The 13,867-nt window shown below is 70.9% G+C and carries 13 protein-coding genes and 2 tRNA genes; 6 read left to right on the top strand and 9 right to left on the bottom strand.

The annotated features are described in order from the left end of the window. The first annotated feature begins 4 nt into the window (after nt 1-4). Both rsgA and ABZZ38_RS16815 read left to right on the top strand, forming a co-directional pair. Nucleotides 5-1,018, top strand: coding sequence for a ribosome small subunit-dependent GTPase A (gene rsgA / locus ABZZ38_RS16810; RefSeq protein ID WP_356740211.1), 1,014 nt, complete (start codon nt 5-7; stop codon nt 1,016-1,018). A gap of 134 nt (nt 1,019-1,152) precedes the next feature. Beyond that, on the top strand, nt 1,153-1,476 hold the full coding sequence (locus tag ABZZ38_RS16815) for a multidrug efflux SMR transporter (protein WP_356740213.1): 324 nt from the start codon (nt 1,153-1,155) through the stop codon (nt 1,474-1,476). On the opposite strand, the gene ABZZ38_RS16820 is transcribed toward ABZZ38_RS16815, so the two are convergent. Next, complete coding sequence (locus ABZZ38_RS16820; RefSeq protein WP_356740215.1) at nt 1,368-2,024, bottom strand: TetR/AcrR family transcriptional regulator; 657 nt, start codon at nt 2,022-2,024, stop codon at nt 1,368-1,370. The two genes, ABZZ38_RS16815 and ABZZ38_RS16820, sit on opposite strands and share 109 nt — an antisense overlap. Nucleotides 2,025-2,130: 106 nt before the next feature. Here ABZZ38_RS16820 and hisN point away from each other — a divergent pair, with 106 nt between their 5' ends. Both hisN and ABZZ38_RS16830 read left to right on the top strand, forming a co-directional pair. Continuing rightward, nucleotides 2,131-2,931 carry a histidinol-phosphatase gene (gene hisN / locus ABZZ38_RS16825; protein WP_356740217.1) on the top strand — a complete coding sequence of 267 codons (801 nt, stop codon included), beginning with the start codon at nt 2,131-2,133 and terminating at the stop codon, nt 2,929-2,931. Nucleotides 2,932-3,099: 168 nt separating this feature from the next. After that, nucleotides 3,100-3,498 carry a CBS domain-containing protein gene (locus ABZZ38_RS16830; protein WP_356740219.1) on the top strand — a complete coding sequence of 133 codons (399 nt, stop codon included), beginning with the start codon at nt 3,100-3,102 and terminating at the stop codon, nt 3,496-3,498. Nucleotides 3,499-3,574: 76 nt separating this feature from the next. On the opposite strand, the gene ABZZ38_RS16835 is transcribed toward ABZZ38_RS16830, so the two are convergent. Further along, nucleotides 3,575-5,026 (bottom strand): catalase, encoded by a 1,452-nt coding sequence (locus ABZZ38_RS16835; protein WP_356740221.1) that lies wholly within the window; start codon nt 5,024-5,026, stop codon nt 3,575-3,577. Between the two features lie 143 nt (nt 5,027-5,169). On the opposite strand from ABZZ38_RS16835, the gene ABZZ38_RS16840 reads away from it, so the two are divergent. Continuing rightward, a complete protein-coding gene (locus ABZZ38_RS16840) occupies nt 5,170-5,586 on the top strand; it encodes a Fur family transcriptional regulator (RefSeq protein ID WP_356740223.1) in 417 nt (138 codons plus the stop codon). Nucleotides 5,587-5,765: 179 nt separating this feature from the next. Here ABZZ38_RS16840 and ABZZ38_RS16845 read toward each other — a convergent pair. From ABZZ38_RS16845 to ABZZ38_RS16860, 4 genes are all read right to left on the bottom strand, one after another. After that, a tRNA-Met gene (locus tag ABZZ38_RS16845) sits at nt 5,766-5,839 on the bottom strand. Between the two features lie 56 nt (nt 5,840-5,895). Continuing rightward, nucleotides 5,896-7,692 (bottom strand): tetratricopeptide repeat protein, encoded by a 1,797-nt coding sequence (locus ABZZ38_RS16850; RefSeq protein ID WP_356740225.1) that lies wholly within the window; start codon nt 7,690-7,692, stop codon nt 5,896-5,898. Nucleotides 7,693-7,900: 208 nt separating this feature from the next. Next, a tRNA-Met gene (locus ABZZ38_RS16855) sits at nt 7,901-7,974 on the bottom strand. 37 nt (nt 7,975-8,011) lie between these two features. Continuing rightward, the gene (locus tag ABZZ38_RS16860) at nt 8,012-10,963 is read right to left on the bottom strand and encodes a UPF0182 family protein (RefSeq protein WP_356740283.1); all 2,952 of its coding nucleotides are present in this window, start codon (nt 10,961-10,963) and stop codon (nt 8,012-8,014) included. A 207-nt stretch (nt 10,964-11,170) separates the two neighbouring features. On the opposite strand from ABZZ38_RS16860, the gene ABZZ38_RS16865 reads away from it, so the two are divergent. Further along, on the top strand, nt 11,171-11,728 hold the full coding sequence (locus ABZZ38_RS16865; RefSeq protein ID WP_356740227.1) for a PPA1309 family protein: 558 nt from the start codon (nt 11,171-11,173) through the stop codon (nt 11,726-11,728). A gap of 57 nt (nt 11,729-11,785) precedes the next feature. Here the strand turns inward: ABZZ38_RS16865 and ABZZ38_RS16870 are convergent, their stop codons facing one another. The 3 genes from ABZZ38_RS16870 to ABZZ38_RS16880 form a co-directional block, all read right to left on the bottom strand. After that, entirely contained in the window at nt 11,786-12,874 is a 1,089-nt protein-coding gene (locus ABZZ38_RS16870; protein ID WP_356740229.1) for a PDZ domain-containing protein, read from the bottom strand. A gap of 95 nt (nt 12,875-12,969) precedes the next feature. Further along, the gene (locus ABZZ38_RS16875; protein WP_356740231.1) at nt 12,970-13,140 is read right to left on the bottom strand and encodes a hypothetical protein; all 171 of its coding nucleotides are present in this window, start codon (nt 13,138-13,140) and stop codon (nt 12,970-12,972) included. Between the two features lie 127 nt (nt 13,141-13,267). Continuing rightward, on the bottom strand, nt 13,268-13,729 hold the full coding sequence (locus ABZZ38_RS16880; protein WP_356740233.1) for a molybdenum cofactor biosynthesis protein MoaE: 462 nt from the start codon (nt 13,727-13,729) through the stop codon (nt 13,268-13,270). Nucleotides 13,730-13,867 lie beyond the last annotated feature (138 nt).

Genomic DNA, 13,867 nt, shown 5'->3' on the forward strand with positions numbered 1-13,867 from the left:
CGACATGCGCCGCTACGGCAAGCACACGGACGAGGACGACATCCCCTCCCGCCCCAACCGCAAGGGCACCCGGCCCCGCACCACCATCCGCCCCAAGCACGAGGACGCGGCCGAGGGCATGGTCCTGACCGTGGACCGGGGGCGGCTGACGATCCTCGTCGACGACCGTGTCGTCATGGCGATGAAGGCGCGGGAGCTGGGCCGCAAGGCCGCCGTGGTGGGCGACCGGGTGTCCCTCGTCGGTGACCTGTCGGGCACCAAGGACACCCTGGCGCGGATCGTCCGGATCGAGAAGCGGGCGTCCGTGCTGCGCCGCACGGCCGACGACGACGATCCGTTCGAGCGGGTCGTCGTCGCCAACGCCGACCAGCTCGCCATCGTGACGGCCCTGGCGGACCCCGAGCCCCGGCCCCGGCTGATCGACCGCTGCCTGGTCGCGGCGTTCGACGGCGGACTGGAACCGCTGCTGGTGCTGACCAAGTCGGACCTGGCCCCGCCCGAGAAGCTGCTGGACCTGTACGGGGCGCTCGACATCCCGTACGTCGTGACGAGCCAGGACGAGCTGTACGACGGGCACACCGCCGCCGACCGGGTCCGCGAGCACCTCGCCGGCCGCACCACCGCCTTCGTCGGCCACTCGGGCGTCGGCAAGACCACCCTGGTCAACGCCCTTGTACCGGAGGACCGACGCCGGCTCACCGGTGATGTCAACGCGGTGACGGGCCGTGGCCGGCACACCACCACCTCGGCGCTCGCGCTGCCGCTGGACCGCGCGGAGGGGTGGGTGATCGACACCCCCGGCGTGCGGTCCTTCGGACTGCACCATGTCGACCCGTCCCGGGTGATCAACGCCTTCCCGGACCTGGTGCCCGGGACGGAGAACTGCCCGCGCGCGTGCAGCCACGACGAGCCGGACTGCGCGCTGGACGAGTGGGCGGCGAAGGGACACGCCGATCCGGCACGGCTGTACTCCCTGCGGCGACTGCTCGCGACGCGGGAGCGACGCGAAGGCGACTGACGCGCGCCCGTGTGCGGATCCTCACGCCCCGTAAGGGCATAATCGCACGGAGTCGGACTCTCCAGGGCGGTCAGCCGAAGCGGTCGAAGCAGCCCGGGCGGTCGACGCGGTCACGGACGTGGGAGGCACTGACGATGGCGTGGCTGCTCGTGATGGTCGCCGGGTTGCTGGAGACGGGTTTCGCGGTCTGCCTCAAGCTCTCGCACGGCTTCACCCGGCTGTGGCCGACGGTGGCCTTCGCCTGTTTCGCGCTGGGCAGCTTCGGTCTGCTGACCCTGTCGCTGCGCAAGCTGGACGTCGGTCCGGCGTACGCGGTGTGGACCGGGATCGGGGCGGCGGGCACCGCCATCTACGGAATGGTCTTCCTGGGCGACGTCGTGTCCACGCTGAAGATCGTCTCGATCACGCTGGTCATCGTCGGCGTGATCGGACTCCAGCTGTCGGGCTCCTCGCACTGAGGCGCGACGACGTACGACAGCGCCAGCCGTACCACCAGTTCGCAGACCCACGCCCCGTCGGCCGCCCGGCTCCCGCCACCACCACCGCCACCGCCGCCGCCGTCGAGTCCGGTCAGTAACCGGTCCCGCACCGCCGCGACGAGCTCGCCGGGCCCCGGGGTGCCCAGGCCCCCACGGCCGACGGGGCGGTCGGTGCGGTGGGGGCGCACGGGGTGGGGCGCGGGGAGGCGGTCGCCCCAGCAGTCGGTGAGCAGCGCCCGCAGGATCGGCCTGTCCCGGGCCCGGGCGACGATCCACTCCGCGACGCGCGGGAGGCGGTCACCGGCGTCCCGTGCGTCCAGCAGGCGCTCGACACCGTCGAGGTACGCCTCCGCCTCCCTGCGTATCAGGGCCCGGGCGAGGCCCTGCTTGCTGCCGAACTCGTTGTAGAGGGTCTGCCGGGAGACCCCCGCCGCGGCGGCCACATCGACCATGCGGACCGCCGGCCACGGCAGTTCGGCGAGCGCCGCGAGCGCGGCGTCGAGCAGTGCCTCTCGGGCGGTGGGCATCGTCGCCTCCCAGTCCACGCGGCTGTGCGCTCAGAGTTGACGGGCCGCCACACACTGTCAAGAGGCCCTGCGGAGGCGGCCGGTCCACCGGGATAGAGTGCCGCCCATGGCCGATTACCACGATGATCTGCGTCTTGCCCATGTCCTCGCGGACGCCGCCGACGCCGCCACCATGGACCGGTTCCGGGCTCTGGACCTCAAGGTGGAGACCAAGCCGGACATGACGCCGGTGAGCGAGGCCGACCGCGCCGCCGAGGAGCTGATCCGTGGCCAGTTGCAGCGCGCCAGGCCGCGCGACGCGATCCTGGGCGAGGAGTACGGCGTGGAGGGCACCGGCCCGCGCCGCTGGGTGATCGACCCCATCGACGGCACCAAGAACTACGTGCGCGGGGTCCCCGTCTGGGCGACGCTGATCTCCCTCATGGAGGCGGGCGAAGGGGGCTTCCAGCCCGTGGTGGGCGTCGTGTCGGCGCCGGCGCTGGGCCGCCGCTGGTGGGCCGCGAAGGGGCTGGGCGCGTACACGGGGCGGAGCCTGTCGTCGGCGACGCGGCTGCACGTGTCGAAGGTCGCGGAGCTGTCGGACGCGTCGTTCGCGTACTCGTCGCTGACCGGCTGGGAGGAGCAGGGCCGGCTGGACGGTTTCCTGGACCTCACGCGCGCGTGCTGGCGGACGCGCGGGTACGGCGACTTCTGGCCGTACATGATGGTCGCGGAGGGCTCGGTGGACATCTGCGCCGAGCCGGAGCTGTCGCTGTGGGACATGGCGGCGACCGCGATCGTCGTGCAGGAGGCGGGGGGCGTGTTCACCGGCCTGGACGGGAAGCCCGGTCCGCACAGCGGGAACGCGGCGGCGTCGAACGGTCTGCTCCACGAGGAGCTGCTGGGCTATCTGAACCAGCGGTACTGATCCGGCACTCCCGCCCCACGCCGCTCACGGCCCGTGCTGGCGTGCGTGCGCCAGGTGGCCCGAACCCCTTGTTGAGGCCGCGGTCGGCTGCCACTCTGGAGTCCCCCACTCTTGTGAACTTGTGAATGCGTTCTCGTGGAGCGCTTCACCAAGGAGGTGGCTCCGTCCATGCTCGTCCGTGACGCCATGAGCACGGTGGTCCTCACCATCGGCCCCGCCCACACCCTGCGCCAGGCCGCCGCCCTGATGGCGGCGCGCCGCGTCGGCGCGGCCGTGGTCCTGGACCACGACACCAGCGGCCTCGGCATCCTCACCGAACGCGACATCCTCGTCTCCATCGGCGCCGGGCAGAACCCGGACCTGGAGACGGCCGGCGCGCACACGACGACGGACGTCGTCTTCGCCGCACCGGGCTGGACCCTGGAGGACGCCGCCGACGCCATGTCCCATGGCGGTTTCCGGCATCTGATCGTGCTGGACGGGCACGGGCCCGTCGGCATCGTCTCCGTACGCGACATCATCCGCTGCTGGGCGCCGGTGCGCCGCGAAGCGGTCACGATGGCCTAGGGACCGTGAGCATGCCGGAGGGCCGGCCCCCGCGTGGGAGCCGGCCCTCTTCCTACGACAAGCGATCCAGTGCTGTTCAGCCGCGCAGGGCCTGGACCGCGGCCTCCAGCCGCTTGCCGAAGTCTCCGTCGGCCTGACGGAAGTTGTTGATCGCGCGCTCGACGATGTCGTCGCGCGTCACCTTGGCGATGAACCCGGACAGGTTCTCGATCAGGCGGTTCTTCTCGTCCTCGGACATGAGGCGGTAGAGGTTGCCCGCCTGGACGAAGTCGTTGTCCTCGGCGTGGACGGGCGCCGGCTGCTCGCCGGTCGCGCCGGTGACCGGGATCGGCTGCCACAGCGGACGGTCGATCTGGTGCGGGCCGCCGAAGCTGTTCGGCTCGTAGTTCTTCGCGCCCTTGTGGCGGCCGTCGTACAGGAAGCCGTCACGGCTGTTGGTGCGCGCCTCGGTGGCGTGCGGACGGTTCACCGGCAGGTGGTCGGCGTTGATGCCGACGCGGTACCGGTGGGCGTCGCCGTACGCGAAGAGGCGGCCCTGGAGCATCTTGTCGGGCGACGGGCCGATGCCGGGCACGAAGTGCGCGGGGCTGAAGATGGACTGCTCGACCTCGGCGAAGATGTTCTCCGGGTTGCGGTTGAGCTCCAGCTTGCCGATCTCGATGACCGGGTAGTCCGCGTGCGGCCACACCTTGGTCAGGTCGAACGGGTTGAAACGGTACGTCGCGGCCTCGGCGGCGGGCATGATCTGCACGCCGACGGTCCAGGACGGGTGGTCGCCGCGCTCGATCGCCTCGCGCAGGTCGCGCTGGTGCGAGTCCGGGTCCTCACCGGCGAGCCTGTTGGCCTCGGCCTGGGTGAGGCACTTGATGCCCTGGTCGGTCTTGAAGTGGTACTTGACCCAGAAGACCTCGCCGGCCTCGTTGTTCCACTGGTACGTGTGCGAGCCGAAGCCGTCCATGTGGCGGTAGCTCGCCGGGATGCCGCGGTCACCGAACAGCCAGGTCACCTGGTGCGTCGACTCGGGCGACAGGCTCCAGAAGTCCCAGACGTTGTCCGCCTCCTGCGAGCCGGTGTACGGGTCGCGCTTCTGGGTGTGGATGAAGTCGGGGAACTTGATGGCGTCCTTGATGAAGAACACCGGGGTGTTGTTGCCGACGAGGTCGTAGTTGCCCTCTTCGGTGTAGAACTTCAGTGCGAAGCCGCGCGGGTCGCGCACGGCGTCGGCCGCACCGAGGTTGCCCGCGACCGTCGAGAAGCGCAGGAAGGTCTCGGTCTGCTTGCCGACCTGGGAGAGGAACTTCGCGCGGGTGTACGGGGTGACGTCGGCCGTCACCGTGAAGGTGCCGTACGCGCCGGCACCGCGCGCGTGGACGACGCGCTCCGGGATGCGCTCACGGTTGAAGTGCGCGAGCTTCTCCAGCAGCAGCTGGTCCTGCACCAGAACCGGACCGGCGACGCCCGCGGTCTCGCTGTTCTGGTTGTCGGCGACCGGCGCCCCGGCCTCCGTGGTGAGCGGTCCCTGCGTCACGTGCGCCTCCTGCGTCATTCCTGCAAATCCTGTCCCTTGGCTAATGCCGTCCCTGATCCTACAATGGACATTGTCTAAGTCAAGCCCTCATCCAAAGCCACACCCATTCGGGACTGAGTCCCCTCCCTGTTAGGCTGGTCTCCATGAGTGACCTGTTGGAACGACTGCGCGGACGCGGCTGGCGGATGACCGCACAGCGGCGGGTCGTGGCCGAGGTCCTCGATGGGGACCACGTTCACCTGACCGCTGACGAGGTTCACGCGCGCGCGGTGGAGCGGCTCCCCGAGATCTCCCGCGCGACCGTGTACAACACGCTGGGCGAGCTGGTGTCCCTGGGTGAGGTCCTGGAGGTGTCCACGGACCGGCGCGCCAAGCGCTACGACCCGAACGCCCACCGTCCGCACCAGCACCTGGTGTGCGCCCGGTGCGGCGCGATCCGCGACGTGCACCCGGCCGGCAACCCGCTGGCGGACCTGCCGGACACGGAGCGCTTCGGTTTCACGATCTCGGACGTGGAGGTCACGTACCGGGGCGTGTGCCCCAACTGCGCGACCGCCTGACGTACGGCCGCGAAGGCCCCCGGGCCTTCGGACGGAACGGAGCCCCTGACGCGACGCGTCGGGGGCTCCGCCGCGTCCCGGAGTCATGAAGCAGGGGCATGAAGCGGGAGAGGCGGGGGAAGCGGCGCGGGAACATGACGAAGGCCCGGATCTCGGAAGATCCGGGCCTTCGCCTTCAGTAGCGGGGACAGGATTTGAACCTGCGACCTCTGGGTTATGAGCCCAGCGAGCTACCGAGCTGCTCCACCCCGCGCCGTTGAACACAACCTTACGGGACGGCGTGGACCAGCGCAAATCCATAAGGAAGCCTTACGCCGTGAGCTCCTGGTGCAGCGCCTCGCTGAGCCGCGCGGCCCGCTCCGCCACCTCCGCCGGGCCCAGCTCGACGGCGCGCGAGCACCAGCGGCGGCCCTCGGCCAGCTCGCCCCGGCGGGCGGCCAGCAGCGCCAGGCGCAGGGCGGCCCGCCCGTGGCCGGCCCGGGCCGCGCGGGCCCACCAAAGTGACGCCTCCCGCTCGTTTCCCTCGCGGGCGAGCAGCAGGCCCAGGTTGAAGGCGCCGTTGCGGCTGCCCGCCTCGGCGGCCTCCCGGTACCAGCGGGCGGCCTCCGCGATGTCCCCGCGCGCGGCGGCGAGCATGCCGATCCGCACCTGGGCGCGGCGGTGGCCCTGCTCGGCCGCCCGCTCGTACCACTCCTCGCACTCCGTCTTCGCCGCCTGCGGCTCGCCCAGCGCCGGCGACGAGGTCACCTGCTGGCGCGCGTCCAGGACGGTGGCCAGCCGGAACGCGGCCTCGGCGCTGCCGCCGCCCGCCGCGCACCGCAGATGGCGCTCGGCCTCCTGCTCGTCGCCGTCCCGCAGGCGTGCGATGCCCACCTGGAGGGCCGCCTCGGTGTGGCCCGCCGCGGCGGCGCGCTCGTACCAGGTCAGCGCCGTACGGTCCTCGTCGCGACCCGCGTAGAGGATGCCGAGGTTGAACGCGGCGTCGACGCTGCCCGCCTCGGCGGCCTTGGAGAACCAGGGCTCGGCGCCCTTCGGGTCGCCGCTCTGCAGGAGCAGGATGGCCAGCGCGTTGGCGGCCTCCCGGTGACCCGCGTAGGCGGCGCGGCGGTACCACTGCTCGGCCTGGGCGGTGCGGTCCTGGGAGGCGTACAGCAGTCCGAGGTTGTACGCGCCGTTCACGTCGCCCGCGTCGGTCGCCGCGCGGTACCAGCGCTCGGCCGTCTGGTGCTCACCGCGGGCGGCGTGCAGGGCGCCGAGGGCGTTGGCGGCGTTGCCGTCGCCGTCCTGCGCGGCGCGCAGCCACCAGACGGCCGCGCTCTCCTCGTCCCCCGCGTCGCGCAGCAGGAAGCCGAGCGCGCAGGCGGCGCGCGGCTCACCGTCCTTGGCGGAGGTGAGGTACCAGCGGCCGGCCTCCTTGAGCTCGCCGCGCTTTTCGAGGATGGCGCCGAGGTGCAGCGCGGCGCGGCGGTGCCCGCGGGCGGCGGCCTGCCGGTACCACTGCTCGGCGGTCTCGGTGCTCGTACCGGCGTCGCCGTCGCCGGCGCCCCGGGGGTTCTCCTCGGCCTCGCGGTCCAGCAGGCGGGCCAGGCGGTACGCGGCTTCGCGGTGGCCCTGTTCGGCGGCGGCGCGCAGCCAGCGCTCGGCGCCGACGTCGCTGCGGTGCTCCAGCAGGTCGGCGAGGGCGTACGCGCCGAGGGCGTGGCCCTGCTCGGCGGACTGGCGGAGCCAGTACTCTGCGGCGGGCTCGTCGCCCCGCTCGCGGTGGTGGCGGCCCAGGGCGTGCGCGGCGGCGGCGGAACCGGCCACGGCGGCGATGCGCCACCAGCCGGCGGCCTCGTCCGCGTAGCCGCGCTGGTGCAGCAGGACACCGAGGTTGTTGGCGGCGGCGCGGTCGCCGTCGGCGGTGGCGGCGCGCAGGTACGGCTCGGCGCCGTCGAGGTCGCCGCGGCGCAGCAGCATCGCTCCGAGGATGCTCATCGAAGCGGTCTCACCCCGGTCGGCGGCGCGGCGGTGCCGTGCCTCGGTCTCGACGGCGTCGCCGGTCTCCGCACCGTCCACAAACCGCCCTGTTTCCAAAAGCGTTGCCCTGTCCCCCATGGATTCCATCGTCGCACCACCCGCAACCCGCGTACACCTGGTATATCGCAGCCAGTGAGGTCACTTCAGCGTTTTGTCGACATGCCCACAGGGAGACAAGTCAAACACGTCTCACTCCAACTGCCCCCACCAGGGCGCCGCTTGCCACCCCACGCCGCGCCTTCCCCCGGCAGCACCAAGGGCCCGGATCTCGAAAGATCCGGGCCCTTGACTTCAGTAGCGGGGACAGGATTTGAACCTGCGACCTCTGGGTTATGAGCCCAGCGAGCTACCGAGCTGCTCCACCCCGCGTCGGTAAACCAACCGTACCACGACGCGGGGTGGGCTCCTAACCTGCGGGTTTCGCTTCGGCGGGCTTCTGGTCCGCCGGCTTCTGATCCGCCGGCTTCTGGTCCGCCGGCTTCTGGTCGGCCTTGGCCGCGGCGTCCGCCGCCGCCGCGCGCCGCAGCGCGTCCGCCAGGGCCTCCTGCGCCTTGCCGTACGCCGTCCAGTCGCCCTTCTTCAGCGCCTCCTCGCCGTCCGTGAACGCCCTCTGCGCGTCCGCGATCGCCCGCTCCAGCGCCGCGTCACCCGTGGCGGGCGGCTTGGTCGGGTCGGCCGGCGGCGGCGTGGTGGGCGTCTGGCCCTCCACCCCGAAGACCGCGTTCAGCGACTTGGCGAGGTTGTCCTCGAACACCGTGGTGTCCTTGGTCGTGTCGCCCTCCGGCTGGTCCGCGTCGACGTACGACACGGCCACCTTCTTCAGCAGCGGATAGAGCGCGTTGCGGCCCTGGGCGTACACCGGCTCCACGTACAGGAACCCGCCGTCGAGCGGCACGGTGAGCAGGTTGCCGTACTGGATGTCGGAGTCGGCGCCCTTCATGTCGCGGACGAACTGGGCAACGGAGGGTAGGCCGTTGAGCTTGCTCTGCACCTGCGCCGGGCCCGGCACCTCGGACGTGACGCGCAACAGCCTTATCCGCCCGTAGTCCTTGCTGTTGGCGTCCGCGTCGATCGCCATGAAGCCGCCCAGGTTGGGCCGCCCGTTCGGCGTGAACGTCGTCGTCAGCGAGAACCGCTGTTCCGTGTCACCGGGCATCTTCATGCTCAGGTAGTACGGCGGTACGGCGTTCCCGTCCTTGTTGGTCGGGTCGTCCGGCACCTGCCACGCGTCACTGCCGCTGTAGAACTGCGCGGCGTCCCTGACGTGGTAGCGGGTGAGCAGCTCGCGCTGGACCTTGAACATGTCCTGCGGGTAGCGCAGGTGCTCCTTCAGGCTGGGCTTGATGGCGTCCTTCGGCAGGACGGTGTCGGGGAACGCCTTCATCCAGGTCTTCAGGACCGGGTCCTCGGTGTCCCACTGGTACAGCTTCACCGTGCCGTCGTACGCGTCGACGGTGGCCTTGACCGAGTTGCGGATGTAGTTGACCTGGTTCTGCTGGGCGAGCACCGCGCGCGTCTCGTTGCCGGCGGTCAGCGAGTCCGTGGTCGTGGTCCCGAGCGTCGTACGGGACGCGTACGGATAGCCGTTCGTCGTGGTGTACGCGTCGACGATCCACTGGATGCGGCCGTCGACGACCGCCGGGTAGGCGTCGCCGTCGATGGTCAGCCACGGGGCGACCGCCTCGACGCGCTGCTTCGGCGTGCGGTTGTAGAGGATCCGCGAACCCTCGCCGATGGCTCCCGAGTAGAGGATCTGCGGCTCGCTGAAGGCCACGGCGTACGCGGCCCGGTTGAACGCGGTGGAGAGGTTGACCCCGCTCTTTCCTTCGTAGCTGGTGGTCTTCTCGCCGTTCTCCTCGTAGTCGAGCTCCTTCTGCGGGCCGCCGACGATCGAGTACTGCTCGGTCTTCTCGCCGTAGTAGACCCGCTGCTCGTACTTCTCGGCCTGGCCGCTGGTCGGCAGTCCGGCCTCGGTGAAGATCGGCGAGCCGTTGGCGTCCGTCCCCGTGCCCGTGGCCATGATCGCGCCGTAGCCGTGGGTGTACGTGAAGTGGTCGTTGATCCAGTTCCGCTTCGGGATGCCCTTGATGTTCAGCTCACGCAGGCCGACGACCGTGTCCTTGCCGTCGTAGCGGTCGACGTCGAGCGTGGTGGGGAACTGGTAGTACTTCCGCTTCTGTTCCAGCTGCTGGAAGGTGGGCGAGACGATGTTCGGGTCGAGGAGCCGGTAGCTGGCCGCCGAGTCGGCGTCGCCGCGCAACTGCTCCTTCGCCTTGACGGTGGACTTGCCGGAGTAGTTCTCCGGCCGCGTCTCGTCGATGTCGTACGCCTTGCGCGTCGCCTCGATGTTCTTGGCGATGTACGGCGCTTCCTTGGCCTGCTCGTTCGGCTGCACCTGGAACTTCTGCACGATGGCCGGGTACAGGCCGCCGATGAGGATCGCCGACAGCACCATCAGGCCGAAGCCGATCACCGGCAGCTGCCAGGTGCGGCGCCAGAGCGTCGCGAAGAACAGCACGGCGCAGATGACGGCGATGCAGAACAGGATGGTCTTGGCCGGCAGGTAGGCGTTGGCGTCGACGTACCGCAGGCCCGTCCAGTTACCGGTCGCCTTGAAGTCGCTGGACTTCACGGCGAGGCCGTACCGGTCCAGCCAGTACGCCACGGCCTTCAGCGACACGAAGACGCCGAGCAGCACCGACAGGTGGCCGGTGGCCGCCGCGGTCGCCCGCGCGCCGGGGCTGGTGATGCGCAGCCCGCCGTACAGGTAGTGCGTCAGGGCGGCGGCGATCAGGGAGAGCACGGCGGCGGCGAAGCCGAAGCCGAGCAGGAACCGGTACCAGGGCAGGTCGAAGGCGTAGAACGCCACGTCCATCCGGAACTGCGGGTCCTTCTGGCCGAACGGCACGCCGTTCACCCACATGAGCCAGGTCCGCCACTGCCCGGAGGCGGAGGCACCGGCGATCAGCCCGACCAGGGCGGTGATCGCCAGGAACACCCACTTCTTGTACGGGGCGACGCCCATGCGGTAGCGGTCCAGGCTCTGCTGCTCCAGCGACATCGCGCTCAGCGGCGGCCGGAGCCGGTGGGCGAGCCAGATGTTGAGCCCGACGGCCGCGGCCATGAGCAGGCCGAAGACGGCGAACAGGCCGATCTTGGCCCACAGGGTGGTGGTGAAGACGGACGAGTAGTTCACGGACCGGTACCAGAGCCAGTCCGTCCAGAACCCGGCGAACATGACGAAGAGCATGGCCAGAACGGCCAGCACTCCCAGCGTCATGAGCAGGGTGCGGGCCCGCCGGGACGGCCGGCCGACTCTGATCCGTGGCCCGGTCGGGCCTCCGCCGCGGTCCGGCATCTGGAAAGCCAACGTGCGCCCCTCGAAGTTCGCGGTCGTGTCTGAGAGTCGTATCTGAGCAGTCGTGTCCGAACGTGTCGGAACAGTCGTGCCGGAGCAGCTGAAGAGGCTGCGGTGGGCCCCAGCGATCGTAGGTCCCACTGATGCAACTTACTCAGGCTTTACCTAGTTCCCGTCTCCGGGTCGAAAGGAGGCAGGATATTGCCCATGTCCAACGTTTCTCCCTCCGGCCCCCCGATGGCCGCCAGCCCGCTGACCCGCGCGGTGCTCGAAATCGACGAGTACGCGTCCGGCCTCGGCTGGGACCAGCCGGCCAGGCTCTTCGCCCTCGTCGACACCGCGCAGCTGCGCTCACAGGAGCCGCGGCTGGCCACTCAGCTCGGGCTCGACGCGGCAAAGGCCGCCGCGCCCCTCACCCCGATCGAGCAGGACGAGATCCCCGCCGACCGGCCCCTCGACGAGTTCCTCGCCACCATCGCCTGGCCCGACGCGGTGGCCGGGTGCGCGATGACGGTGGAGCGGCTCATGCTGCCGCCGTCCGCCGAGGCGTCCGTCCCGGAGGGTCTCGACGAGGCGGGGCTGGCGAAGTGGGTCGCCGGCCACCCGGACCGCCAGGAGGTCCGGATGACGGTGGCCGTGCTGCGCGACGGCGCGCGGGAGTCGGCGCTGCGGCTGCGCGAGAAGGACTCGCCGACCGAGGTCCTCACGGGCGCGGACCTGGTCCCGGGCCTGGCGGAGGCGCTGGCGGCGACGTTCGAGGCCTGATCACCCGCGAGGGGGCGCGTCGGGTCGCCGTACGCGCCTCCCGGCCGGGGCGCGTCGTCACGACACCGAGCAGCTCGGCAGGCCCGACGTGTCCCCCTTGCCCACCTTCTCCAGCGCCTTCACCGCGTCGTCGATCGAGTCGACCTTGATCAGGGTGAGGCCCTCCGGTGTGTCCGAGGCCGCCGCCGCGCAGTTGTCGGCGGGGGTCAGGAAGTACCGGGCGCCCGCGTCCCGCGCGCCGACCAGCTTCATGTCGATGCCGCCGATGGGGCCGACCCTGCCCTTGTCGTCGATGGTGCCGGTGCCCGCGACGAACCTGCCGCCGGTCAGGTCTCCGGGCGTCAGCTTGTCGAGGATGCCCAGCGAGAACATGAGGCCGGCGCTGGGGCCGCCCACGTCGGCCAGCTTGATGTCGATGGAGAACGGGAACGTGTGATCGGTTCCGGCCTGGATGCCGACGATCGCGCGGTCGCCCTCCGGGGACTTCTTCGTGGTGACGGTGACCTGCTCGGTCGTGGTGGGCTCCCGGCGGGCCTTCTCCGCCGTGGCCGCGGCCTTGGCGGGGACGATGGTGAACACCACGTCCTCGCCGGGCTTGTGCCGGGTGACCAGCTTCGCCACGTCCTGCGGCTCCTTCACCGGCGTACCGTCCACGGCCTTGATGACGTCGCCCGCGTGGAGGGTGCTCTCGGCGGGGCTGTCCTTCTGGACGGAGGAGACGACGACCCGCGACGCCACGGGGATGCCCAGCTCACCGAGGGCCGCGACCTTGGCGCTCTCCTGGGACTGGCTGAACTCCTCGGCGTTCTCCTGGGTGGACTGCTCCTCGGTCTTGCCGTCCGGGTAGAGCGTCTCGTGCGGCACCACGACGCTGTCATGAGCGAGCCAGCCGTAGACGGCCTCGACGAGGTTCATCCTGTAGTCCGCACCGGTGACCCTGACCGTCGTCATATTGAGATGCCCGGAGGCGGGGTACGTCTCGTGGCCGGAGACCTGCAGCACCGGCTCGCCACCGGAGTCACCGAGCGTGTTGACCGTGGGGCCCGGGCTCATCTCCGCGTAGGGCACCTTGATGAACACTCCTGCGCAGAGCAGCGCGATGAGGATGAGGGTGGAGGCGAGCATCGTCGCGGTGCGGCGTGGCATGGAACGACAGTACGGGACACGTCTGTCAGTGCACCCCTGGGGCCGGTCCGTACGGGGTGGCCCCGGAAGAGGCTCTCGAGGGGTGCCCGGCCCCCTCAGACCACGCCGCCGCCGGGACGGGACTTCTCCATCGCGTCACGGAAGCGCGCGTACCCCGCGAGTTCGGCCACGTCCTCGGTGGTCCGGTCGCGTGAAGCCCAGCCTCCCCATATCGCGGCACCGATGGCCGCGAACAGAGGGATCAACAACCACGCGAGTGCTGCCATCGCCACCTCCCGTCCCCTTGAGCGGATCCCACTGGCTGATCAGCAGATTAACCATCCGCCATCTCAACGCTCGTGCCCGGGGTGCGGTTACGCAAATCGGACGATCGGTCACCGCCGTCGACGGCGGTCAGCAGGCGCCGACCCACTCCTCCGTACCGTCGGAGAACCGCTGGTGCTTCCAGATCGGCACCTCGTGCTTGAGGTCGTCGATCAGCTTCCGGCACGCCTCGAAGGCCTCCCCGCGGTGCGGGCAGGACACGGCCACGACCACGGCCAGGTCACCGACGGTGAGGTCACCCACCCGGTGGACGGCGGCCAGGGCGCGGACCGGGTAGTCGGCGACGACCTTCTCGGCCACCCGGCGCAGCTCGGCCTCGGCCGTGGGGTGGCCGGAGTACCCCAGGGCGTCGACGTCGGCGCCGCCGTCGTGGTTGCGCACGGTGCCCACGAAGAGCGCGGTGCCGCCGGCCGCGTCGTCGCCGACGGCGCGGAAGACCTCGTCGAGGGAGAGCGGGGTGTCGCGGATCGCCAGCAACCGGATCGGGTCCGCCGCCGCGCGCTCGCCGGGGTGGTCGTACGTGGGTGCCATGCCGACCATCGTGCCGTACGGCACTGACATCACGGAATAGCGTTTTCGCCCGGCCCCTCCACGCGCGCGTTGGAGCCTCCTACAGGCCCCGGCACGCGGCGGGGGTCCGGGGCCGGTCCGGCACCCGGAGGCTCCGGA

Source organism: Streptomyces sp. NPDC006368 (assembly GCF_040612535.1).
Classification (GTDB): domain Bacteria; phylum Actinomycetota; class Actinomycetes; order Streptomycetales; family Streptomycetaceae; genus Streptomyces.